General features: G+C 55.2%; 30 protein-coding genes and 2 pseudogenes. 13 read left to right on the plus strand and 19 right to left on the minus strand.

All coding sequences use genetic code 11. From position 1 onward, the window contains the following. Both B9H04_RS18175 and B9H04_RS13610 read left to right on the plus strand, forming a co-directional pair. Nucleotides 1-103, plus strand: a pseudogene (locus B9H04_RS18175) (IS1595 family transposase); the annotation flags it as partial. Between the two features lie 58 nt (nt 104-161). After that, on the plus strand, nt 162-524 hold the full coding sequence (locus B9H04_RS13610) for a hypothetical protein (RefSeq protein ID WP_049933068.1): 363 nt from the start codon (nt 162-164) through the stop codon (nt 522-524). A gap of 162 nt (nt 525-686) precedes the next feature. Here B9H04_RS13610 and B9H04_RS13615 read toward each other — a convergent pair whose 3' ends face one another. Next, nucleotides 687-1,601 carry a hypothetical protein gene (locus B9H04_RS13615; protein ID WP_049933069.1) on the minus strand — a complete coding sequence of 305 codons (915 nt, stop codon included), beginning with the start codon at nt 1,599-1,601 and terminating at the stop codon, nt 687-689. 359 nt (nt 1,602-1,960) lie between these two features. Between B9H04_RS13615 and B9H04_RS13620 the strand changes: the two genes are divergently transcribed. The 3 genes from B9H04_RS13620 to B9H04_RS13630 all read left to right on the plus strand — a co-directional run bounded on the left by B9H04_RS13620 (nt 1,961) and on the right by B9H04_RS13630 (nt 4,217). Then, nucleotides 1,961-2,770, plus strand: coding sequence for a DUF7847 domain-containing protein (locus B9H04_RS13620; protein ID WP_049933070.1), 810 nt, complete (start codon nt 1,961-1,963; stop codon nt 2,768-2,770). A gap of 92 nt (nt 2,771-2,862) precedes the next feature. Next, the gene (locus B9H04_RS13625; RefSeq protein WP_049933071.1) at nt 2,863-3,315 is read left to right on the plus strand and encodes an ArsR/SmtB family transcription factor; all 453 of its coding nucleotides are present in this window, start codon (nt 2,863-2,865) and stop codon (nt 3,313-3,315) included. A 275-nt stretch (nt 3,316-3,590) separates the two neighbouring features. Next, on the plus strand, nt 3,591-4,217 hold the full coding sequence (locus B9H04_RS13630; protein WP_249025103.1) for a hypothetical protein: 627 nt from the start codon (nt 3,591-3,593) through the stop codon (nt 4,215-4,217). Nucleotides 4,218-4,261: 44 nt separating this feature from the next. On the opposite strand, the gene B9H04_RS19745 is transcribed toward B9H04_RS13630, so the two are convergent. Both B9H04_RS19745 and B9H04_RS13635 read right to left on the minus strand, forming a co-directional pair. Further along, nucleotides 4,262-4,582, minus strand: a complete 321-nt coding sequence (locus B9H04_RS19745) for a DUF7521 family protein (protein ID WP_455583599.1) — start codon at nt 4,580-4,582, stop codon at nt 4,262-4,264. Next, nucleotides 4,579-4,926, minus strand: coding sequence for an ArsR/SmtB family transcription factor (locus B9H04_RS13635; RefSeq protein WP_080508658.1), 348 nt, complete (start codon nt 4,924-4,926; stop codon nt 4,579-4,581). Before B9H04_RS13635 ends, B9H04_RS19745 begins: the two co-directional genes overlap by 4 nt. 147 nt (nt 4,927-5,073) lie before the next feature. Between B9H04_RS13635 and B9H04_RS19635 the strand changes: the two genes are divergently transcribed. Next, nucleotides 5,074-5,424, plus strand: coding sequence for a DUF4870 domain-containing protein (locus B9H04_RS19635; RefSeq protein ID WP_080508659.1), 351 nt, complete (start codon nt 5,074-5,076; stop codon nt 5,422-5,424). 114 nt (nt 5,425-5,538) lie between these two features. Continuing rightward, entirely contained in the window at nt 5,539-6,000 is a 462-nt protein-coding gene (locus B9H04_RS19640; protein ID WP_162141828.1) for a DUF5518 domain-containing protein, read from the plus strand. Nucleotides 6,001-6,194: 194 nt separating this feature from the next. Here B9H04_RS19640 and B9H04_RS13645 read toward each other — a convergent pair whose 3' ends face one another. The 5 genes from B9H04_RS13645 to B9H04_RS13665 all read right to left on the minus strand — a co-directional run bounded on the left by B9H04_RS13645 (nt 6,195) and on the right by B9H04_RS13665 (nt 10,316). Continuing rightward, on the minus strand, nt 6,195-7,019 hold the full coding sequence (locus B9H04_RS13645; RefSeq protein ID WP_248648673.1) for an ABC transporter permease subunit: 825 nt from the start codon (nt 7,017-7,019) through the stop codon (nt 6,195-6,197). 35 nt (nt 7,020-7,054) lie between these two features. Beyond that, the gene (locus B9H04_RS13650) at nt 7,055-7,987 is read right to left on the minus strand and encodes an ABC transporter ATP-binding protein (protein ID WP_049933074.1); all 933 of its coding nucleotides are present in this window, start codon (nt 7,985-7,987) and stop codon (nt 7,055-7,057) included. Continuing rightward, nucleotides 7,984-8,847 (minus strand): ABC transporter permease subunit, encoded by an 864-nt coding sequence (locus tag B9H04_RS13655; RefSeq protein ID WP_049933076.1) that lies wholly within the window; start codon nt 8,845-8,847, stop codon nt 7,984-7,986. The genes B9H04_RS13650 and B9H04_RS13655 overlap by 4 nt, the downstream gene beginning before the upstream one ends. 174 nt (nt 8,848-9,021) lie before the next feature. Continuing rightward, the gene (locus B9H04_RS13660) at nt 9,022-9,357 is read right to left on the minus strand and encodes a hypothetical protein (RefSeq protein ID WP_080508660.1); all 336 of its coding nucleotides are present in this window, start codon (nt 9,355-9,357) and stop codon (nt 9,022-9,024) included. 95 nt (nt 9,358-9,452) lie between these two features. After that, nucleotides 9,453-10,316: a hypothetical protein gene (locus B9H04_RS13665; RefSeq protein WP_049933077.1), complete on the minus strand. Its 864-nt coding sequence runs from the start codon at nt 10,314-10,316 to the stop codon at nt 9,453-9,455. Between the two features lie 144 nt (nt 10,317-10,460). On the opposite strand from B9H04_RS13665, the gene B9H04_RS18805 reads away from it, so the two are divergent. Further along, entirely contained in the window at nt 10,461-10,607 is a 147-nt protein-coding gene (locus B9H04_RS18805) for a hypothetical protein (RefSeq protein WP_155120056.1), read from the plus strand. A 326-nt stretch (nt 10,608-10,933) separates the two neighbouring features. Here the strand turns inward: B9H04_RS18805 and B9H04_RS19250 are convergent, their stop codons facing one another. The 4 genes from B9H04_RS19250 to B9H04_RS13685 all read right to left on the minus strand — a co-directional run bounded on the left by B9H04_RS19250 (nt 10,934) and on the right by B9H04_RS13685 (nt 14,090). Beyond that, complete coding sequence (locus tag B9H04_RS19250) at nt 10,934-11,707, minus strand: hypothetical protein (protein WP_248648674.1); 774 nt, start codon at nt 11,705-11,707, stop codon at nt 10,934-10,936. Between the two features lie 725 nt (nt 11,708-12,432). Then, the gene (locus B9H04_RS13675; RefSeq protein ID WP_049933078.1) at nt 12,433-12,864 is read right to left on the minus strand and encodes a hypothetical protein; all 432 of its coding nucleotides are present in this window, start codon (nt 12,862-12,864) and stop codon (nt 12,433-12,435) included. 533 nt (nt 12,865-13,397) lie between these two features. Next, nucleotides 13,398-13,604 (minus strand): hypothetical protein, encoded by a 207-nt coding sequence (locus tag B9H04_RS13680; protein WP_049933080.1) that lies wholly within the window; start codon nt 13,602-13,604, stop codon nt 13,398-13,400. Between the two features lie 150 nt (nt 13,605-13,754). After that, complete coding sequence (locus B9H04_RS13685) at nt 13,755-14,090, minus strand: nucleoside triphosphate pyrophosphohydrolase (RefSeq protein WP_248648675.1); 336 nt, start codon at nt 14,088-14,090, stop codon at nt 13,755-13,757. Between the two features lie 127 nt (nt 14,091-14,217). On the opposite strand from B9H04_RS13685, the gene B9H04_RS13690 reads away from it, so the two are divergent. Beyond that, nucleotides 14,218-14,706: a hypothetical protein gene (locus B9H04_RS13690; protein WP_248648676.1), complete on the plus strand. Its 489-nt coding sequence runs from the start codon at nt 14,218-14,220 to the stop codon at nt 14,704-14,706. On the opposite strand, the gene B9H04_RS13695 is transcribed toward B9H04_RS13690, so the two are convergent. The 5 genes from B9H04_RS13695 to B9H04_RS13715 all read right to left on the minus strand — a co-directional run bounded on the left by B9H04_RS13695 (nt 14,631) and on the right by B9H04_RS13715 (nt 18,046). After that, nucleotides 14,631-15,194: a transposase gene (locus B9H04_RS13695; RefSeq protein WP_080508661.1), complete on the minus strand. Its 564-nt coding sequence runs from the start codon at nt 15,192-15,194 to the stop codon at nt 14,631-14,633. The two genes, B9H04_RS13690 and B9H04_RS13695, sit on opposite strands and share 76 nt — an antisense overlap. Continuing rightward, nucleotides 15,191-15,700, minus strand: coding sequence for an IS630 family transposase (locus B9H04_RS13700; RefSeq protein WP_080508662.1), 510 nt, complete (start codon nt 15,698-15,700; stop codon nt 15,191-15,193). The genes B9H04_RS13695 and B9H04_RS13700 overlap by 4 nt, the downstream gene beginning before the upstream one ends. 1,389 nt (nt 15,701-17,089) lie before the next feature. Further along, nucleotides 17,090-17,386, minus strand: coding sequence for a DUF7521 family protein (locus B9H04_RS13705; RefSeq protein WP_211216883.1), 297 nt, complete (start codon nt 17,384-17,386; stop codon nt 17,090-17,092). After that, a complete protein-coding gene (locus B9H04_RS13710; protein ID WP_049933087.1) occupies nt 17,383-17,706 on the minus strand; it encodes a hypothetical protein in 324 nt (107 codons plus the stop codon). Before B9H04_RS13710 ends, B9H04_RS13705 begins: the two co-directional genes overlap by 4 nt. Nucleotide 17,707: 1 nt before the next feature. Beyond that, nucleotides 17,708-18,046, minus strand: coding sequence for an ArsR/SmtB family transcription factor (locus tag B9H04_RS13715; RefSeq protein WP_049933088.1), 339 nt, complete (start codon nt 18,044-18,046; stop codon nt 17,708-17,710). 99 nt (nt 18,047-18,145) lie between these two features. Between B9H04_RS13715 and B9H04_RS13720 the strand changes: the two genes are divergently transcribed. The 3 genes from B9H04_RS13720 (at nt 18,146) to B9H04_RS13730 (ending at nt 20,051) form a co-directional block, all read left to right on the plus strand. Continuing rightward, nucleotides 18,146-19,105: a CPBP family intramembrane glutamic endopeptidase gene (locus B9H04_RS13720; protein ID WP_049933089.1), complete on the plus strand. Its 960-nt coding sequence runs from the start codon at nt 18,146-18,148 to the stop codon at nt 19,103-19,105. Between the two features lie 19 nt (nt 19,106-19,124). After that, on the plus strand, nt 19,125-19,481 hold the full coding sequence (locus B9H04_RS13725; RefSeq protein WP_049933090.1) for an ArsR/SmtB family transcription factor: 357 nt from the start codon (nt 19,125-19,127) through the stop codon (nt 19,479-19,481). A gap of 174 nt (nt 19,482-19,655) precedes the next feature. Further along, entirely contained in the window at nt 19,656-20,051 is a 396-nt protein-coding gene (locus B9H04_RS13730) for an ArsR/SmtB family transcription factor (protein ID WP_049933091.1), read from the plus strand. Here the strand turns inward: B9H04_RS13730 and B9H04_RS13735 are convergent. Together B9H04_RS13735 and B9H04_RS13740 are read right to left on the minus strand one after the other, a co-directional pair. Next, nucleotides 20,039-20,635: a hypothetical protein gene (locus B9H04_RS13735; RefSeq protein ID WP_248648677.1), complete on the minus strand. Its 597-nt coding sequence runs from the start codon at nt 20,633-20,635 to the stop codon at nt 20,039-20,041. The two genes, B9H04_RS13730 and B9H04_RS13735, sit on opposite strands and share 13 nt — an antisense overlap. 55 nt (nt 20,636-20,690) lie before the next feature. Beyond that, nucleotides 20,691-21,349 (minus strand): annotated as a pseudogene (locus B9H04_RS13740) (AIM24 family protein). 289 nt (nt 21,350-21,638) lie between these two features. Between B9H04_RS13740 and B9H04_RS13745 the strand changes: the two are divergent. After that, entirely contained in the window at nt 21,639-22,307 is a 669-nt protein-coding gene (locus tag B9H04_RS13745; RefSeq protein WP_249025104.1) for a sensor histidine kinase, read from the plus strand. Nucleotides 22,308-22,423: the final 116 nt, after the last annotated feature.

Here is a 22,423-nt window from a genome sequence, read left to right on the forward strand (position 1 = left end):
GGAACAGGCAGCTCGGACCTACGGCTTCCTCCTGTCACTGAACCTTACTGGGCCACCGATCCACAGTCTCGTGGACTGTATCGCTGTCAATGTATTCCGCTAGTTCCGCCAGTCTACCGAAGAGCGACAAGAGTTTACAACAACTATGATATAGTGTGGATATGGATAGGGATCTCCCGCTCGCCGTTCTCTGTGGTCTGTTGGTGGGATTCAGCATATTCTGGTTTCTTTCCCCTGACTGGTTCGTTGCAATGGGAACAGCGGCGGTTTACGCAGGAGCTGGGTACTTCTATTTGGCATTTGATATTCCACTCCTTGGTAGTTCTATCCAATTTGACGACCGTATAGACCGGTTCGGCTACGCTATTGGCTTGTTCGGTCTATCTGTGAGTCCCATCGCATTCGCGCAGTACTACGGCCAACAAGGTGTCACGACGCTCCCATTCGTAATTTTATTTATAGGTGTGATTGCGTTTCTACTTTTCATTTCAAAAGACCGACAACAGTCAGAACATATCCATTGATACACGCAAACAAGCACGAACTGGGCGTCTGAAGACACCGTGATATGGTGCTGGCGGGTGGCGTACAAGGAAATGCTGTTAGGTGCTTCACCTGTACAGACTGCAACCAGCCCAAAAGATATCAGCTGGTGAGAACTTCAACAAAAATCGTTGAATTTTCGCTCAGGGATAGACAGCTAACTCGAATTCATACCAACTCCCGTCGTAGATTGCGTACATATTCGGAAACGTTGTATATTCTGTATACTCGCTGTGTTCCTGTACGTGGTTGGTGGCGTTGAGCTGCGTGAGGACTGTTTTGAGGCTGTCCGACATTGGTGGCGACTCTTCATAGAATCCCGAAACTGGTCGCCCGTCCGTTGCCGTGTCGAGTACGTCCGTCGCCTCGCTTGAGAGCGAGACTGTGGAAAAGTCGATTTCGAGAACGGTATCGCGTACGTGTCGCTCGTATTCAGATCGTGATCTCCCGATCTGCTCGGCTGTGAACGTCTGTTCGGTCACAGGGATGGCATTCTGCTCGGCTCGTGCCTGGAACAGATGGTCGTTGTGTTGTAGATACTCGAACGGCGGCGATGGGACGAGATCACTTGCTTCGGTATCGAGTTGGTGGTGATACGTGACGCCGCGTGAACCAGGCTCCTGATCACCGACGTCGATCGCCGGATCTCGATCCGCCGCTGCGGCTTCCATCGCCTGCTGGAGTATCTGCTGGTCACGATCGGACAGTGACGTGACCGGTACTGTTACCGGATCAGTACTGTCTGGCTGTTCCGCATCCTGCAAGTCAAGATAGAATTCCCACCAGTCTCGTTCGACAGTACGAACGGTATCGACGTGGATCCGGTAGTAACTATCGCCGTCCGTAGCGAACTGGGGGCGTTCCCGTTGCTCAGAGCCGAACTCGTACTCGTAGGCCAACTGGTAGTTCAGGACAGTAACCGAACCACTCGTAAGCAGTTCATCGTAGACGGCACGCTTGTACTCGTCAGGGTAATCGATAGCGAACTGGGCCCGGTGTCCCGCTGGATCTGTTAGTAGCAACGCCTCGTACGGATCCTCTGTTGGATACGCACTCAATCGAAAGCGACTATCACCTGACGAGAGACAGCCAGCAACACTCGTGACTCCCGCTGCCCCGAGTGTCGTCAACAATGTCCGTCGAGTATATTGATCACTCATTTGCCACGTCTACCGATCATCGATAGGGTTCGAAACGGTTCTCTCTCACAGAACTGTTCGAAGAATATACGGAACTGACGTAGTATCACGAGTAGCCAGTTATTGCTGGGTGGGATGCTTCAAGACCCCGATAGCTCAAATCGAAACTGTGCTTTGCGTCGTGTCCGAGAAACAGGCGATAGAAGGTCTCAAATAGTTAAATATGGTTTTGATACTACGTTCGACCTAATATATGACGGCGGTAACCCGTAGATACGATGGTCACCGTCTCCGCATTCAAAGATGGATTCACCGCCCTCCGCGCGAATCCGATCCTGCTCATCGCTGGCCTGCTCGTCGGGGCAGGCAGCCAGCTACAATACGTCGATCACTTTATCGAGTCGCCATATCTCTCGGGAGGCGTGTCGCTCGCCTGGCTGATCGTCTTCCCGTTCGTTATCGGCGGGTTCATCGGCACTGCCCGAGCTGCGATCGACGGCACAGACGCGTCGCTCACTCACTTTCTCACTGTAGCCCGGGCTCATTACATTCGGCTTCTCCTTGCAACTGTGGTGTTCGTGCTACTCGTGTTTGGAACCGCGGTCGGATTTGGGCTCGTCGGGTTCATCCTCGGTATCGGAACGATGGCGCTCGCTGCGATTCACGAAATGGCTGCGTTCGCAGCAGGCGTCATCTCTCTGCTTATCTGGCTGGTGTCGATCCTCGTTGTTATTATGTTCGTGCAGTTTTATGACACGGCGATCGTCATCGAAAACGCGAGTGTCACTGATGCGTTCCGGAGAAGTGTTGGGATCGTTCGCTCGAACCTGAAAAGCGTCGCTGGATTCTCCGTGGCGTGGCTCGTTCTGCTGAACGTCTTCTTCATTCCCGAATACCTGCTCCAGTTGACGATGACAGATGCTGGCCCAGCTGACGTATTACCGATCGAGCTCGGGATTCCGATCGCTGTCCTGCTCCCCATCGGGATTGCCCTTTCTACGATCGGCTTCGCGTACTTCTACACGGTGTACACGGCCTACTATATGCGATTAATCGCTGCCTCAACTGATACTCTGGACTCAGTATGACCATCCACCAACAATTACGTACGATAGTTTCGAACAACCACCGAACAGATCAGATCCCCGCGATCGCCGCCCACAGAAACTAGCCAAACCCTATGTCACGGATCCTCCCGACACAAACTGACGCAACCGTTGAACGAAGCGATACTCCGGCCGTCTTGAGTCTCGACGACGACGGGACGCGAGACGTGATCGAAGCATTGTCTTCCGAGACCGCCTACGAAATCTTTCGGCTGCTCAACGAAACGCCGGCGACGCCGTCACGGATCGCTGATCAACTCAATCAGAGCGTACAGAATGTCCATTACCACTTGGAGAATCTCGAATCGGCTGGCGTGATCGAAGTTACGGACACCTGCTATTCGGAGAAAGGCCGGGAAATGAGCGTCTACGTCGTTTCTGAAGACCCGACACTGCTCTTTCTCGGCACCGAGGACGATCGGCCGAGTCTCAAACGCGCGTTCAAATCCTTCGCCTCACTGCTTGGTCCACCGTCGATCCTGCTTGCCGCCGGTGAATCTATCTCCCAGTTCGTTACTGCCGAATGAGCGAACATACCGACACATCGGTCCAAGGCGCTTCGACTGCCAGCGACACAACTACGGGTGACGTGGTACCGACGATCAAGGCCCGAGACGATGTCGACGGCTGTGGCTGTCTTGATTGCCGCAATATCGAGAGACCCGCAATTCGTCGAAGCGTTCTTGATTCGTTAGTCTGGTCCGTTCGCCTATTTCGATCCTATCCGTCAATTGTCGTTTTCGCGGGTGTGATCATTTTGGCCAGACGGCTTCTCGAAACGGACAGTTTCAACATGCTCCCGATGCCCGCAATCACCGTAGTTGAGACTCTGACGGCGTTTGCGTTCATCATCTTGATCCGTGCGTACGTGGGAACGATCGTCGCCGGCGAACTGACGGGCGAGCCAGTCACGAGACGTGAGGGATTACATCGAAGCCTCGCTCGGACGCCATCACTAGTCGGCGTCGTCATTCTCACCGTGGTTTTGGTGATGACAATTCCGTTCCTCGTGGCACTACCACTCTTCCTTATTGTCGGTGTGCTCCCGGTCACGCCGGTAGATATGATCAGTTTCCCCGTCGCTGCAGCGATCGGTGGAATCACCTTTGCCGTGCCGTTTCTGTTTCTCCTGTACAAGGTCTGGTTCGCACTTGAAGCGTGTGTCATCGGCCAGTACGGGCCGGTCAAATCATTCCGCGTGAGTTGGCGCATCACGACGAACTACCGAGGGAAATTCGTGCTTATCGGGGTGATCGCTATTGGAAGTGCAGCTAGTCTCTTTCTCCCAACATATCTCCCCGAGATGGGGATGAGTCTGGCCTCGTTGAACCCCGTTTTGAGCCTCATCTCATCGAGTGTCAGTGAACTACTTTCCATCGTGTGGGCAAGCGCCTACGCGCACATCTACGTCCAAGGTGTCGTATCGTGAGCCGAGGCTTATTCCAGAGATTCAATTCCCTTGAATAGACTCAGCTATGCTTTTTTAGATATACTGGAAGTACGTGGTGTCCAGAGACCATATAATATCAAACATAGCCCGATAGTCTGATTGATAGCACTCACAGCATAAAACGTAACTTCGTCTGCTATTGGGATTATAATTACAAATAATAACAGGAATGGCGTCAAGAGTACCAAAACAAACCCAGCAGCAATGAATAACATCGGACGTTGACCATTCCGAAGATAGCCACGTACAGCAAGATACGCAGTACAGACACCGAGTACAAGGGCTACGACAGAAAAGGCCAACCCAACAACCGCAACTGGGTGTGATAAACCAGCCTCTATCATTGATCTCTCACTTGGTTAATAAATTCGCTAAAACGGTCAGTCATCTTTTCCCGTTTACTGATAGTCACATCAGCATTCTCTTCAGAGATACCAATCACAATCTGAGTTGGATCGGCGGTATAAGTCTGGAAATGGTGGCCGTCTTCGTCATATTCCATTTCTGTATCTAAAAGTCCATAAGACGAGAGTTTGTCTGTCCGACGATAGACTGACTGTGGTGATATATCACACACATCACTCAATTCATCAGCTGACATTGGCCGTTTCATTGTTTCTTGTAGAATTTTTCTCGAATGTTCGTCACCTAAGATCTTCAAGACATCACTCAACTCCTCATCGGTCATTGTCTCTATATTGCATTAGGCGCATTCCACTCGCTATTGTCATTCAGACCCACATGGGGACAGATAATAAGTGGTAATTCACAGTTCGATAACTTGGAACCGTGCCTGACCCTTCTTTTTGTCTTAGTGAATATAAACAGTGTACTAATGACATCGAACGTTACTGAAAGGAAGAGTCATAGCAATCAAAATACCACTATTGCAGCGTTAGTTCATATTGCTGGCCTTTTGTTTGGCTTTTTTGCTCTTGCTCTTGTATATTTAGCGTCCGATAATGAGTTCACGAAATCGAATGCGGCTAACGCATTAAATTGGCATATCCCGATCTCTTTGGTAGCGATCTTAGTCGCTATGATTGGTCTCGGAGTAAGTGAACTCGTCGGTGTAGCAATGGCACTACTCATAGCGACGGCAACAATCTGCTTTGCGGTAATAGCATGTACAAACGCGTACCAAGGCCGAGCGTGGCAATATCCGATAGTCCCTCAGCTAATTTGACACCGCGTGAACTACCGCCTGTAATAGTATACTGTCGTGATTTCGTCGCCCTCTAACGCAAATCGAGTTTTAACCTTTAGTCATTTTTTCTTATCAACAAATGATAGGTCTGGTATGTCTGCCCACCAAAGAATCGTCCAATGGCTATTCGACGAAGAGATCTCGGTTGCAACAGTTCTTGGACTCCTATCTATTCCCTCTACAGTAGTTGTCTCCCTGAGTACAGAGCCATCGCATTTTAGTGCTGGCCCAGTAGTTCTCGCTGGGTTCCTTGCAGGTCTGTACTACAGCAACCGATCAACCGCTGCTATGCGTGCTGGCCTACGAACTGGTATCATCGGAAGCCTTCCCGCCGTCTGGGCCTCTGCCAGTTTCATTACATCTGGATGGGAAATATCATCCGGCTACGCCGTCCTCGCAGTTGTGTTTGCGCTGCTCTGGCATCTTTTTGCCATCGTAGCTTGGAGTTTCTTTAGTATCCTCGGTGCACTGGTCGGCAACCTACTCGGCCGTATACCCCCGTTTCGTCGCATCTCATCAATGACGATCTCAAGATCCCGAGAATCTGGCGAGTAGGCACGAATAGTTCATATACCATTGGCACGCCGGTCGAATACATCAAGGACCAGTTCAGTGTCGTGTACGTGTGGAATTCGATGTTCTCGGCCAGCACACTCAATGACGATCGTTGACGGTTGAGCCATTTGTGGAGTCGATTTCGGTCTACAAATAAACTAGGTGAGTGTCTCGGGGCTTGATCCCGAGGCGGTTTACAAGTCTCGTCGACAGAATCGACCCACCGCGAGTATGGGGAGCGTGATGGGCCACGCGAACAGCGCGCAGAGCGAAACTCCGTCGGAGAGGACGAGCCCACCGATCCGAGCCTGCGGGCCGGCACTTGCCATCACCCGCGGAATAGCGACGAGCTGGTCGTGGGTGCCCGCGACCAAGAGTTGGTAGGGTTGGACGAGTAGTCCTGTGCGGAGTACCGACGGGATACCCGGGTCGACTCCAAGGAACGCGAAGACGAGAAAAGGGCCTAGCGAGAGAGCAACGGCCTGAGATCGCGCCGTGACCAGTGTCGAGACGGCCACCGTCGTTCCGGTCAACGACAGTGTAAACCCCACCGAGACGAGAAGGAACAAGCCGTAGCTAACCGGCTCGGTGACCCCGAACTGGAACCACGACGTTAGTGTACCCGCGATCAGACCGAGTACCACGACGCTTCCCACAACGGCCGACCGGGCGAGGAGCTTCCCAGCGACGACGGCACGACGCGAGACTGGGAACGTCTGGAGCGTCCGGAGCCGACCCGCCTGAGTGTCGCCGGCGAGCGTTCCGGCTGTGAGTACGACAACAACGAGTGGGAGCAAAAGTGTGAGCACCCGTGCGAGCGTGAACAGAACGATCGCGGTCGATGAGAGGTGATCGCCGTGTGGGACCAGTGTGAGGACCGTGAGCGGTTGTTCTCCCGGTCCTGGCGGATCAGCCCACCGAACGACACTCACAACCGAGAGAACGAACAGGACGGCTACGGTTGGGACCGTCCAACCACGCCGGAGCCACAAGAGTTCCTGTCGGGCAACGTGACCCACCTGTTCCGCCAGTCGACGAGCCGATGAACGGTCAGTCACTGCTCGTTGGTGTAGGCCCCAAACACCTGTTCAAGACCAGGGAGCGATTTTTCGTACGATTCAAGTCCCACGTCCGAGCGTTCGAGTGCGGCGATGACACCGGCAGTTCCCTGTTCGGCCTCACACCGCACGATAAGTACGCCACAGTCGTCAGTCACTCCAGTCACGCCGCTGAGCTCTCGAAGGAGATTGCGGGCGCGGTCGATCGATCCAGTAAGCCTGACACGGAGCGTCGCCTCGGTCTCGACGGTGCGCCGGAGAGATTCCACAGAGTCCTCTGCGACAAGCTGGCCATCGTCGATGATGCCGACCGTATCACATACCGCTTCGACCTGTGCGAGTTGGTGTGTCGAGAGTATGACGGTCGCGCCACGAGCGTGCTCCTCTCGGACGATGCGTCTCAACATCTCGATTCCGTGGGGGTCGAGTCCGGCCGCCGGTTCGTCGAGAACGATCAGGTCGGGTGCGCCGACGAGTGCCATCGCTAGTCCCAGCCGCTGGCTCATTCCGTGCGAGTACCCGCCTGCGGTACGGTCGGCGGCGTCAGCGAGTCCGACCCGTGCCAGTGCCTCGTCAGTATCGATCGTCACGCCGTTGGCGCGGGCGGCGGCGTCAAGATGTTCCCGGCCGGTCAGGCGCTCGTACGGCGTGAACCCGTCCGGCAAGATACCGGTTCGCCGGCGGATCTCGACCGGCGAGGTACCAACGTCCATTCCGAGAACACGTACCGACCCCTCGGTAGCGTGGACAAGCCCGACCAGAGCGTCGATAGTGGTCGATTTCCCTGCCCCGTTCGGGCCAAGCAGCCCGTACACTGATTCGGCCGGAACCGTCATCCCGAGCCCTTCAACGGCTGTGACAGAGCCGAACCGTTTGGTAAAACCGTCTGTCACGACTGCAGGTGTACAGTCGTCGGATGCGCCCGTCATCGGTCGAGGTCACCCCGTTCGTAGCCGACCGTGCCGAGCAGTGTCGGCACCATCACCCATGTACACAAAACAAGGATTCCAGCAACCATAGAGCCGAACAGCGGTCGAACGTCGCCCGTCTCGTCCGCCAGCGCTTGCTGGAAGAGCGTCATCCAGTCTCCGTGTAGGCCGGCCAGCGCGACGTGGAAGGCGGTCCGTGGCGCGAACACGCCGGCCTGTATGAACTGCGAAGAGAGGACCCCGCCGAGAACTAACAGGCCGACGGCAGCGACGATACCGAGTAGATACACCGCGATGGGCTCGGTCCGAAGCGTCGAGATCATCGCGCCGACGGCGACACCGCCTGCTGTATGGAGCGTTAGGAGAACCACGAAGCCGAACACCACCGCCCAAGATAATTGAACCCCAACGAGAGATGCTGCGATGACGGTACAGATCGTGAGGACAGTTACAACGACTGCGAGGGCCACGACCCTGGAAAGGACCAGACCAACGAACACACTCCGCCTGCTGTACGGGAATGTCTGAATAGTCCGTAGTGTCCTCTCGGCACGGGGCGTCGTGACAGTACCCACGCCGAGGAGAACGCCGGCACAGAGCAACAGCGGGCCAACAAAGATCGAGGTGGCAGCGTCAAGGAGCAGGACGTTCTGGCCAGGGGCGACGACCGAAAACACCCCGTCGTTTCTCAGCGACGCATCCGGGGGGTACGCCGAGATAGAGAGGTTGTGGACGCTCCAGAACGTACAGAACAGTGTGAGACCAGCGAGCGTCCCGACCGTGCCGCGCGAGCGACGGTGTCGGCGGAATTCGAGTCGGACTATGTTTAGGAGGGCAGTAGCGGTATGCCGACCGTTCATATTTGGAGAAGATAGACGATCAGTATATTAGTTACTGCTCAGTGATAGTCGGTACTCTTGCTTTGAGTGGTGTACGAGGGAGTTTCAGGGTGGTTGTACGACGTCTCGTGAGAGTAGAATTCAGCCGCAACGATTGTCGGCGTACATACGGTTGCCGAGTGGGAATTTTTGATTTTACTCATATTTTGAGGAATCACAAAGTGCGATACGCACCTCATCGGCAGAGACGCTGATTATCACGACTTCCAATCCGTGTTCTGTGGCAATCTTGCGTATGCTTTCCGGGGCGTTTTCTGGAGCAGCATCTACGGCACCACCGTCCCCTGAAAATACGTCGAGAATCTGTATCAATACCGGTTGATTCTCGTGTTTCAATGCTCTCTCGCGTGCGATTTTGCCGGATACCCACTCACCGGACAACTCCGGCACAGCCGTATCGCCGCTATCGAACTCGAATCCAGAATAGCCCGCCTCTTTGAGTTCTTGTCTCACATGCTCCCAGTCCGTCATTAATCGTCTAATCGAACGATACCAACGATAAGCATTCCCACTGTACTGACCGATTAGCGTGTGGAAAGTCTCCGACGATTGTATCCGAACTGTGATTACGTCATCATACGCAATCGTTGTCCTATCTGTAGCCGGCGAAGCCCGAACTCGGCCCCTGCCACAATGAGGAGAAGACCGAGGTAGAGAAACCACGCGCCGAAGTACAGTGCGTGTGGGTCATCGGGGCTGGCTGTGAACTCCGCTTGTATGTTGAGCAGGATGAACGCGGAGAGGGCTGTCGCTGGCCCAACCACGAGATGACGAACTAAGAGATACAGTGGAACGGCAGCGAGTATCCACATCCCCAGGGTACTACTAATGTATATGAGCCAGCCGAACTCGCCCGAAACGGTGAGACCAAGTCGGAGTGTAAACCACAGCATCACGACCGCGTGGAGTACGCCCCCAACAGTAGCAATGCGTAGCGCCTGCTCCCGTGATGCGGGGATCGTAATCAGCGGGCTCGGTGATGGTACTGCTGGAAGCCGCTTCCACCCTGTTCGAACGGTGTATTCGATCAGACCGAGAAATAGAAATCCAACCGTCCAGACAGAGGCGTTCAACATATACCGGGCGATATACAGCCCGTTCTCGACGACGATGATTCCGGTCGGCTCAGCAAGCCGTTCTACCTCTGCGACATCACGAAAGGTCGGCCCCGGTGGCGTGAGTTCCATCCCGAACACGTAGCCAGTAGTCAGTATGAGGGCGACTAGTGGAGCGATTATTCGATACCGGAGCACAAGCCATACTGGAACTACAGCTACGACGACGAGACCGCCATAGCGCCACCCCATCCCGAGGATCGTGTACTCGGATGGACCAATTGAATATCCGAGTGTCAGTGCCACAGCGATGAGTGTTCCCGCGTGGACGAGTCCAACGAGAAGGCTGGCTAGAATGGATCGGATGGAGGGCATCATATTTCTGTGCGTATCCCAGTGATAAAGAAACCATATCAGCAATTACTGCTATACAAGCGCAGTACGCCGGTAGTACCCCTGAATTTGAATAGATGTGGGATCCAAATAGTGAATATGCCTGGGAAATCGCCGCTATCCAGGGTGGGCTGGGACATCATGTTCGGCGTGTTTTGTCTCGCTGCGGTGCTCTATGTCGGTGAGCTTTGGCAGCAGGGATTGCTAGTGGTGCTCGGCGGTACGGCTGTCGTGTATGGTCTTCAGACCGCACGTGAGGCGCGTTCGCTGTGAGTGCCCTTTCAGCACCGCATTCATCTGTTTTCTGAGGGGCTATCAAACGGTAAGTAGACGGTGCGAGTTGGCCAGCAGCAGTCTATTTCGGTGGGGTTATTGGGATATTGTCAGAATTTCTGTTGATGCCCTCCAACAGAGTCAATTATACTTGTATCAAAATTTTGTTTTGGAAAGTAACTTTGAGATGGATCTCCCGATATAAATGGTGATCCAGCAGGAATCTGGAACCCCAACACACCCTCAACTGCTATCCCCAGACTCCTATTTCGTCCGGCAATGTTTCGTGGGGGTACTGGGACTCGTCGCCCTATATTTGTCGTCCGCTAGAGCTTGGGAGTCTGTGATGCGTCAACTGGGTTCTGTGTCGACCGGTTCGGGGCATCCTGTTCATCCCGCAACTGGAGGTACGCCGATGCGATGATCGCGTAGTACGGCACGAAGAACGCCGTTGTGAGAACGATCGTCACAATATCGGCTGCGACCGGTAGGCCGGCAAGAGTCAACAACGGCGTAATAGCGCCGATGACACCGCCAAAGACCGCAGTCACAACGACAAGGATACCGAGCTTGAGCCGAGAGCCACGGGCCAGCCCCCAGCTCCGCTTGAGACTACTGATGATTCCTTGATCTTCGACAGCGACGGCGAAGATGAAAAACAGGAAGGAGGCCGCGAGGAACAGCCCCGGGAAAATCAAGAGGACGGTACCAAGCATGATCGAGACTGAGACGATCAGTCCGCCGACAAGTGCGAACACCGTAGTCCGTCCGAGCCGCCGTCCCGATGTCGCGGGAAAGCGTGACATCTCACTCTGCGGTCGAGCGAACGCACGGGAGAGGATGACGAAGTACGTCGAACTCAACACCATGAGCACGACGAACAGAGCGACACCGGCGCTTCCGGGAATCGGAAGCGCGATCCCAGCGTTCTGACCGAACTGTTCGGCAGCCTCTGGCGGGAGAAGCCCCAACACGGCGCTGTTGGCGCTCGTTTGAAGCCCGAACTGGATCGCGAGAAATCCGAGTAATAGGATTCCCCCAGTTCGGGAGACTGTCCGACGAATACCGTCGCTAACCGCATGGCTGAGTTGGAGGGCCATACAGATTCGATATGGTTAGTCTGTACAAATAAAATAACCGAAGACGCTGAGAGACGTAAAATGCGTTTATAGTCATCCAAACCCACTTGAATACGTCAGACAGTATTTTCGAGTTGTGGACCTCCGTGAATTGGTCGCTACTCACCTTCCTAAGGCAGCAATTTTCCCGGATAATCCGAAACACCCGGTCGCTGAGGAGTGCAATCATCCGAGAGTTTTTGAGGTATCTCGACCGCTTAGTGAAGAGGTGTGAAATCACGACTATGAAACGGTTATATGTGTATCACGGAGCTTTTGCGGTGCTGGGGCTGTCGTTTCTCTTCCATGCGGTCGCCTCCTATGTTGTCGGGGACTGGGGTTTTGTCCCACTCATTTTTGCGGTGAGTGGAGGCGGTCTGATTCTCAGTTCGGGCTATGAATCCCTCCGCTCTGACCCTAGTAAATTCGCTGTCTCTGCTGGTTCGCTCTTTTTGATCAGTAGTGTTGCCTGTCTAAGTCTCATCCTGAACGTTCTTGTTATCGTAGTTTCTCTCTGATCGTCGGTTCAACGGTCTATGCTAACTGATTATTCCATCTTTGGGGGGTCTTGCTTAGTCGCTGGAGAGAACCTTTCACTCGTGGACGAACTGACCTCTGAGCCGCAACCGAATAGTGTGTTTTCTCGTCTTTTGCGCTTCACAGAACGCCTCGTAATACCGGCAGAACATGCTTTCTCTGGCGATGCTTCACCAGCGATTAATAAGGATAGTGCCTCCAATGAGAAGACCGACGGCGATGTTGCGACTGACGTATAGGGCGGCAGTTACTGGTCTGGTATCTGGTTGCGGGACGACGAAGTAGAACATACTGGAGATGAAAGGCGTCACGATCAGAAATACCAAACCGGCGAGGACAGTGGTCTGGATTCCTCTTTCCAACTGGTGAAACGAACGATCACTCCGAAGAACCAGCCAGATCAGACGAAAAGCGAGAATGGTTACGAGTATCTCCCCCAAATACTCGATTGCAATGACGATGAAAAGCCCAACCGAGAGTCGTTCGAGACCACCGAACAACTCAACGATATACCATATTTGGCTGCGTAGGAGCCGAACGATCCAGCAGATACCTGCGACTACTGAGAGAGTGAAGACTCCCCGGGAGACCTGATCGGACACAGGAGCAAGTTGCGTCGTGTATGCTAAGTATGTCCGATTAGTCAAATCATAGTTTAATTATTCGGCTTTGTTGAAATCCTTAATAACTGATAGGATCGGGGTGTGAGATACAGAGAGTGAGTTCAGCACATGCTTATTGAGGAGCGATTCAACTGGCAGTACCCTGTGATTCGAATAGTCCTCGAAGGAAAAAGCCTCCGCCGACAAGGGACAGCATACCACCGAGTAACAGTACCAACGACTGTGTGGATACTGTAGCTATTGTACCTGAAACAGACGTGTTCAATGCTATCAGAAGATTACCACAGGCAAGGACTCCGAGAGCTCTATTGTCCATTTAAGAACTGCGTGGCTCCCAAGCGCAATAAATTTTTTAGCATCCTCACTTTCTGTACATATTCTACCATACTCACGTCCGTTGCCAATCGACTCACGCTATGTATTCAGTACGCCTCATAGAACATGTCACCAATTGAGGATTTCAACAGAATCAAGCTGATATATTTCGATCGATAGCAGTCAATACAGGGGATTCACGTTGTAACGCTGCTGAATGCCTTGTTCAAAATTGGGGTAATAACTACGAATCCGATGAAGATCACAGTAACGTAGAAAATAAATTCGATACCAATCTTGACTGGGTCAGCAATATCGCCAGTGTAGGTGTTGTAGAGCGTGAATATGGCCGCAGCAACTACGGCATTTGGGAGGTGAGGGGAGACCAACTTTCCCAATCTCATATACGATACAGTTCGGGGGATCTTCAAATTCGTATCGGTTAGGACGTTGTTGCCAAGGATCGAAGACGATCAGTACGAAGCGCGATCTTGCGGTTGATTCAGCCGCGAAATCCCGGAAGTATCGACCGTAGATCAGTCAGTACAGGAATACTACTTCTCGACGCATTCGAGGACGATACCGTCGTCAAAGCGCCCTCGCTGTTCGGCCTTTCGGGTTCGTATCTCCCGTAGCTCTTCGACAGTCAGTCCTCTCTCCGTCCGGATTGCGTGGACGACTTCCAGAATATCCGCCAACTCGTCGAGGTCACGGCTCTCTCGATACTCTATCACCTCTTCTTCTAATTTCTCGACGAGGCGGTCAGCGTACTCCACCTCGTCAGCGACATGGATGGTCGGCTCTTCGCCGTTTTCCTCGATGACGGCTGGAATGTTGTCGCGAACTAACTTATCATTTCCTTCGTCATAGCTCCGGATGGGTTCCTCCAATTATATGGGTCTTAGTGTGCAGTTCTAATCGACCGGCTGTTTCAGGAGATAATATGTCTGAAGGATCGGATTTCAACAGAGCCAATTATTCCATATTTTGATGTCCCCAGCGCCGCGACGGCGTGATATGGCCCTCCAACAAACGTCGCGTCAGTGTTCGAACAGTACTTACCGACGACGATTCCTCGCCTGCGGTGGGGTAGCACTCATCGCTGGAACAGCCGGCTGTACAGGGATCGTAGACAGCCTTGCCGACCTCGCGTTGGGCGATGTCAACCTCTTCAACGAGACTGACAACAACCTCACCGGCACCGTAACGATCACAGACTCGGCGGACGAGACCGTTTTCTCAGAATCATTCGACCTACCGCCGGCATCGGACGATGAAGACGCCGCCGAGGAAGACACTGAAGACGGGATGACGGCCTACGAAGACGTGTGGACTGACTCTGGGACATATGAGGCAAGCGTTCAACTGGATGATGGTTCCGAAGTTCAAGGCGAATCCACTGCCTCAACGTCAATTTCGATTGATAGTGGTTACGATAAATCTTTACCAGTAAGATACGGCCAGATATTTGGTTCGGTGATTGCGCTCAATCCTCGTGTCATGTAGTCTTTCAGCGTTGAGAGATCTGGAACAAGGCGGTACTTGAACCACTCTTGGAGCTGATCCCAACATCCTTCGACGGCGTTCAATTCGGGAAGCTTTGACGGGAAGTACCACACTTCAAGATCGTCTCCACGCACGCACGAGACCGAACTGTCTCCGACAGTTTCGGTCTCTCGCTCACCGCTGACGTGTTCCCAGAGATCCCTCGCGTAGAAGTAGCCCGCTCGGTCCAGAAACACCACTAATTCATCACCAAACTCGTCTTTCAATGCCTCTAACAGCCGAATTCCGTGGAATCTGGTCAAGTTCTCTTCCGTCCAGCAAAAGAGGCTGTCACCGTCGTCGGTGACAGCGCCCAGCACTGTCACCGACTTCCAAGACGTTGCCGTCTCTATCGTCGGATTTGACCCGATTGGGTACCAGCCACGCCGCTGGACAGTTCCGACGTGTTTGGTGAACTGATCGACGACAACGACCGTTTTTTCGCTCAATTCGGGCTGTTTTTTTCGACTGTCTCTTGGAACTCGGCCTTCTCCTCGGGGTCAGCTTCGTGGTGTCGAGGCCGTGCTGTCCGCAAGGACAGTCCGGCCTCTCTCAACAACTCGTACGCGTAGTTCTCGTGGTATTCGACGCCATACTCTTTTTTGACGTGGTGGAGCAAGAGCTTCGCAGACCACGCTTGCTGGTCGTAGCCGAGTTCAGTCGGTGGCTGTTGTAGCTGTTCGAACAGCTGTTCACGCTCTTCTCCCTGGATTTTTGCTGGTCTTCCTGGTCGAGGTGTGTCGTAGGGAGCTTGCTCGATCGGTTCTTTTTCGAACCGATCGAGCCAGTTGCGGATCGTTTTCTCGACGACGCCATGGCGTTCAGCCAACGTATCCAAGTGATCGCCCTGTTTGCGTCCGATCGCCGCGAGAACACGTTCTCGCGGCTTCCCTTCGTCGATCTGCCCTTTGAGTTCGTAGAGTTCCTCAAGCGTGACCCCGTCGAGCCGACTCATTACCAGCTCTACTACGCATAAAGGTAAATATTTTCTTTAATCACTATGAGAACACGAGCGAGGAGATGCTTGCTATCGGATTCGGCGCAGACGGGTTCGATGACGCGATCGGTTTTACCGTTGGCGAGTCGCTGAGCGAATTTGCACAGGTGTGACCATCTTTTTTCATCGAGTGAACCGCCCCGCCTTACCGCCCGCCTGACTGCTCGCGCTTTGGGTGGGGCTTCTTCCACGACGCACTTCGCAGATACGGACGTATCCACGGGGAGCGCGGTCTCCACGGGTGTTGATACAGGGTGCCAATCTGCCTCGGTAGTGTCGGGAACGGCCTGCGAGAGACAGAAGTAGAGCTCAGCACGACGATTCAGCGAGGAAAACTACGTGGATTTTCCGAGTACAGGCCGACGTTGGCTGACGGTACTTCCTATTGAGGCGAGTACGACGAAGAGACCGATCAGGACGAGCAGGACTCCGAGAACTGGTTCAGAGAGGTGGTACAGAAACCAGCCCATAGCGATATTAGCACTGGCCAAAGAGAACGGATAGATGGTCTGTAGCAGGTACATCCTTCTTGAGTGGGTCTACACGGTAATCTGTTAAATATACTATCAAAACACAAAGAGATGGTTAACCTTGAGAAATAGTAGCAAGGGGACGGACGATACCGTGTTCCGTCTCCAGTAGAGACTGTCACCAACGCTCACACTAGTTGTCGTAATTGCCGAATAGCGCTCAGGAGTACAAGCCTTCAGCGAGACTGACTGCTCCGTTGTCGATCCCGATAACGGCGGTGTGATCTACAGAGAGAGCAAGGCGAGTGCCTCGGGGCTTGACCCCGAGGCGGTTCGCGTGCCCGACGTACTCGGGACTGCCCCGTTGTTCCCCGTGGGTGAGGAGTGACTCGGGATGTATCTCCTGTGTCGGTTTGCACCCCCTTGACGGGTGTTCGAGGGGCTGTCTCCGCAACGAATCCTTGTGGTACACGGATCCGGAATCTTCGAGAACTCTTCAGTGCCTTGGGAACGGCACTTGATGGAGCGGGTCGGCGCTTGCCTGCAGCACTCTGATCAAACGGGTGGGGACAGCTCCGGGCGCTGACAGCGGCACTTGGGGATCAAAGCTAACTCGGGATTGTGGCTGGTTGTTGAACGGTGATCACGAACCCGCCTCTGACGGCTAGAACGCCAGCGCGCGCACGGGCAATCCTCAAACGAAGCGAACGCCTCGGCTATGAGCGGGTAGGAACTTGTTTTCACCGGGGAGAGTGTTTTACCGCCTCGATAGTTCGAATAGAAATCGTTCCTTGCGTCGCACTCACCGAACAGGCGTTAGAAGGTCTCAAAATGGTGTTCGGTGAGATAGGGTGTGATTCCTTTTCGAAATGAGCGACTATGACACGACAATCGCGTACAATACGACACAGAGGCCAATGACAGTCACAAGACCTCGTACGAGCAAGACGACGCCGTTCCCCGCGCCGGTTATATCCGTAAGTAGAACCACTATAAACACGCCTGTTGTTAACAGACCGATACCGATGGCGAGTGCCCGCATCTTTGCGGAGCCGCTCCGTCGATAGCCGCGATACGCCAGCGTCGCGACGAACAGCCCCACGAGAGCTGTCACACCACGAGCTATCAAACCAACGCTGAACGGGTCAACCAGTAGCGAACTGTCTGCTATCACCGTACCCCACCCCCGTACACCGTCCACAGGATCGTTGCGAGCCCGAGCAGTTCGCATCCGCTGACGAGTACTGAGCGACCGGTACTCCCGACGTCTGTCGCCGTTGGCAACCCGACGCGAAGCACTTCGGGTACCGTGATCAAGAGGATAAGGCCGACTGCGAGCCAGAGCATCCCGCGGTGAGCCGGTCCTCGACGATAGCCGCGAATCAGAACCGCGGCGATAGTTACCGACAGTACTACCGAAACTACGGAGAGGACGAGCACGCCGAGTGCGATGAGCGGGTCGGCTCCGGTCGTATCCACCTGTCCTACGAGCATCTCAAGACAACCCCTCGAACAGATCCGTGAACCGGTCGGCGGGATCGGTCGAACGCGTCACGGCTACCTCGTAGCTCCCGTCGGTGAACGTGACGGTAACGTTCTCGACGGTCGCCGCGTACCGCTTGTAGTGGTGGCCGTCGGGGTCGAGCTCCTGCTGTTCGGTCACGAGGTCTGCGTCCAGTAACCGGTCGAGACGGCGGTACGCCGTCGCATCGGACATCCCACAGGCCGTACAGAGTTCGTCGACTGACATCGGTTCAATCGTGAGGTGTGCGAGGATCGCTCGGGCGTACTCGTCGTCGAGTAACGCCAAGACGGCATCCTCGTCCTCGCCCATATACATGCCAGACCGGGGTAACAGTAAAAAACCCGTCACAGCTTCTGGGTCGGAAGCCGTGCCTGGAGTACTACTTACATCCGTGCGCTTGGTCCGTGTATGTCGCTACAATCGACGGTTGATCGAATCCTATCGACCACCCTCCCGGAGAGGATCCGTCGGCTCCTCTGGCCGGTTTGGAACACCGAGCAACGCCGTCTGCGTGCACCGATCCGAGCGCTCGTCCCGACGGTCCTGACCTTCCTTCTTCTCGCAATCCTCCAGACCGTGATCCGAGCCAGATTCGACCATCCAGTGCGAGAACTCCTCGAACTGACTGGGATCGCCGTCATTCTCGTCGGTGCAGTTCTTCTCAGTGCCCGACTTATCGACCGACGCCCTGTGAAAGGATTTGGTCTCTCGTTCGATCGAGAGTGGTGGCGCTCGTTCGTCGTCGGTGGACTTGTCGCCACCGCGATCAACGGTGGCGCACTCGTCGTGGCGCTCGGTGCCGACTGGGCCGCGTTCGTCGGCGTGATGCGTGGCTCCGGCGACCTCCCGTTCGTGCCTGCGATGGGGATCGTGTTCGGGTATATTGCCTTCGCAGCCGCGTGGGAAGAGTTCGTCCTGCGCGGTGCGATGGTGAAGAACCTCGCCGAAGGATCGAGCGGATTCGTCCCCCAGTGGACGGCCGTTGGCCTCGCAGTGGCTCTCAGCACGATCGCATTCGCGTTTCTACACGGCGCGAAGGTGACGCACCTCAGCCAATACGGGTACTATCTGATCGCCGGACTGGTACTGAGCGGGGTATACGTGCTGACGGGCGAGCTCGCTCTCAGCATCGGATTTCACGTGTTCTACAACTTCACCCAAAGCGCGATTTTCGGCCTCGGTCACTCACAGCGGACTCCGGAGCTCCTCGCCGTCGACATCGTCGGTCCATCACGCTGGGTTGGCGAAGAGGGACTCCTCTTCGTCAGTTTCGCCGTCCTCGGTGGCCTGTTACTGGTCGCGTATATCTTCTGGCGTGACGGGAAACTCGAGTTCGACGACCGCGTGACTAGGTACGTTAGACGGTAAATCACCCCAATCGATATCCATGCCAACCGCATTCCCCTACGGAGCACCCGTCGAGCACACACCACGTGAACGGACGAGCGTCGTCGTCGACGATGAACAGCCGACCGACGTACTCCAAACGGTTTCGTCGGACACCGCACAGCGGATTCTGGCGACGCTTGACGGCGACCCGGCGACGGCCTCAGACATCGCTGACGCTATCGACACATCCGTCCAGAACGCGAAGTACCATCTCGACCACCTCCGCGAAGCCGACCTCATCGAAACGGTAGGCACGTGGTACTCTAGAAAAGGAACCGAAATGACCGTCTACGCACTCTCCGTGGAGGAGGTCGTCATCCAGTTCGGCGACTCCGCTCCAGACACACGGCGGTGAGCCGCCGGTGGCCGTTTTGTCCCCCCTCCGTTGAATCTGAAGAAGGCGTTCGGACGTATTCGCGCCCCGGAGCAACCGCGCCACCGATCGGCTGGGATGAAGGTGTCTTCTGCGAGTTTCCGGCCCAGAAACGGGTGTTCTGACTTTAACTGTCACCCGAGACGCCGATCGAGTATGTCGTATACGACCGAGAGTGCGTCTGGACGGAGCGTGTTCCCCCGCCGGACGACGACGGAACACGTCCCGGAAGAAAGCCTCAGCGTCTCGATCGACCGAGACGAAGTGGCAGACGCGCTGGGGGCCGTGTCGTCGAAAACGGCCCAGGAGATCCTCGCCGTACTCACCGATGATCCGCGTCCGGCAGCGGAGATCGCAGAGAAGGTTGGCGCGTCCGTTCAAAACGTCACGTACCACCTCGATAGGTTAGATGACGCCGAAATCATCACTCCAGTGGACATCTGGTACTCGGAGAAAGGGAGGGAGATGACCGTGTATGGCATCGCGTCGGAGAAACTGGTGATCGAATTCGGCTCGAAAGCGCCCGGCAGAGATTCCGATCAGTCGGCGTGATTCGGAGACGATGAGTCCGGCCGCGGCCGATCGATCGCCGTGAGATAGCCGCTTGCTGCCGTCGTAACGACTGTCCCCCCAAGCGTATTCATGACGAGATCGACGACCGTGTCGACAACGTACTTCCGAACCGTCCAGTCGTGCCAGAAGGCTTTGAAGGCGAATTCGTACACCTCGAATCCGGCGCCGACCGCGACGATCGTCGGGACGACCCACCAGACCGAGCCGTCCATCGCAACTCGGTCTCGGTGAGTTAGCACCGCCAACGCGGCGATACCGAAGCCGCTCATGGAGTGTGTGAGCAGGTCCCACCACGAGATAGCCGAGTATATCTCGAGGGTTACCCCGGCAAAATGCAGAGCGGTCACGGTCACTGACCAGGCGATAAGTCCTATCCAAACGACGGCGATTCGATCCAGTCGTCGAATGTCGGCGACCGATCGGACGACGAGTCGCGGGAGCCACAGATGCGGATCGGTTGGAAACCCGCGCATCGAACGGGCGAAAGACCATCCAACGACTGCGATACAACTAGACCCGATACCGACGACAATGCGTGATGAGAAGTGTGGGAGGGCGAACATATGGCTACACGATGGATCGTTCGAATATCGATCAGCGGGTACTCGCGACTTGCGTCTACACCTGACCGCCTTCCTCGTAGGGCTGAACGACGACGAACCCCTCGGAGCCGGTGAACTGCATCTGTAGCTGTTCACCGGACGTCTGACCGATTTCGATCGTCTTGTTCGTCCCGATCGATGGTGAGAGGTTGGCGCTCCACGCGACGGTGGCGTCGGGATCGGTCGTGACCGGCGGCGTCATCACGACGGGGTCGCCGTGAGTCGTGACCGCAACCTCCCCGGGGCCGGTGAGGAACACGTTTGTGAGCCCGCCCGCGGCGGCTTGGGAGAGCCCCCCGACGGTGCTGATCTCGTAGTCGATCTCCTTCTCGAACGCGAGGACGTCAGCGCCGTTGACAGATATCGACTCGTCGGCGTTGAGCGAGAGGATCTGTACCTTTTTGCCCTGCTCAGCCACGTAGAGCGTTCCGGAGCCCTCGGCCTCCATGATGGGAGTCCCCTCGCCGCTGACGGCGTCCTTGACGAACCCGGAAATCCCGCCTTCGGCGGAGGACTTCCCGGTGAACGTCGCGTCGCCGGTGTAGGCGATCATTGATCCGGCCTTCACCATCACCGTCCCCTCAAAGGGGATCTCCAGCAGTCGCTTGTTGACTTTCCGGAAGCCGTCACTACTCTCCTGGGGGCGTTCGCATCGGCAAATTCGTCCAGGTTCATTCGCGTTCGGGAATCCCGGTTTCGGCCACAAAGCCATTTCCTCGCGTTTCTGATGCTGAAACACGGTGTTCGGTGGCGACCTGTTCGAACCGTTAACGTGCGGATCCGCCGATACGTGTTTCAGATCGCGCAGCGGGGGGTAGACATTAAACCGGACGGTGTCTAGAGTCGATAGCAGGATGGTTACCCGATTGACGACGCACCTGACTGCGCCGAGGTGACGATGAGTGACTCCAACGCGCTACGAGTCTCGCTCTCCTCTCATCCCGCTCCCGTACTCACGTACGAAATGCGGGACGACGTCCCGACAGTGATGGCGACGAACGACGCGTTCGACGCGACGATCGGTGTCGATCCCGGGGAGGCAGTTTCGGCCCTTTTCGAGCGGTTCGACACGGTAAAATCGTCTAACGGGGAGACTCTCAAAGAACAACTCCGTGCTGGTGAAGCGGTCGAGCTCTTCTTGGAGACTGCCGATGCCAGCCAGTACGTAGCTCACGTACTCGCACCCGATACAGACGGCGGAACGATAGTTTTCGTCGACCGCGACGTCGCCGTCCCGTTCACCGATGATGTCGATGTCGGACAAGTCGCGAGCGTGATCAGTCACGATCTGCGAAACCCGCTCGATGTGGCCGGCGCACACCTCCAAGCCGCACGCGAGACGGGGGCGGACGAGCACTTCGATGCTATCGACGCTGCTCACGATCGAATGGAGCGAATCATTCAGGACGTGCTGACGCTTGCTCGTGGTGAGGCAGCGCTGAATCCCGAACATGGTGTCTCAGTCCGCGAGATGGCGGAGCGCGCGTGGCAGACCGTCGAGACCGAGACATGGACGATCCGGTTCGACGGTTCGCTCCCGACGGTGAGAGCAGACCCCAATCGCTTCCAACGACTCTTCGAGAACCTCTTTCGGAACCGCTCTTCAGTAGACTGGCGGAACCAGGAGCATTAGTGCCTCTGGCCCGGCAAAAACGGGTATGTATGAAGACCGTCCTGCCTTCGGCCAGAGGCTATCAGAACTTGCGGAACTTGGGGTAATAGAATTTCGGGCCGAGCCGCTCGACGCCA

Origin of the sequence: Halorubrum ezzemoulense DSM 17463 (genome assembly GCF_002114285.1) — an archaeon.
In the GTDB taxonomy this organism is placed as follows: domain Archaea; phylum Halobacteriota; class Halobacteria; order Halobacteriales; family Haloferacaceae; genus Halorubrum; species Halorubrum ezzemoulense.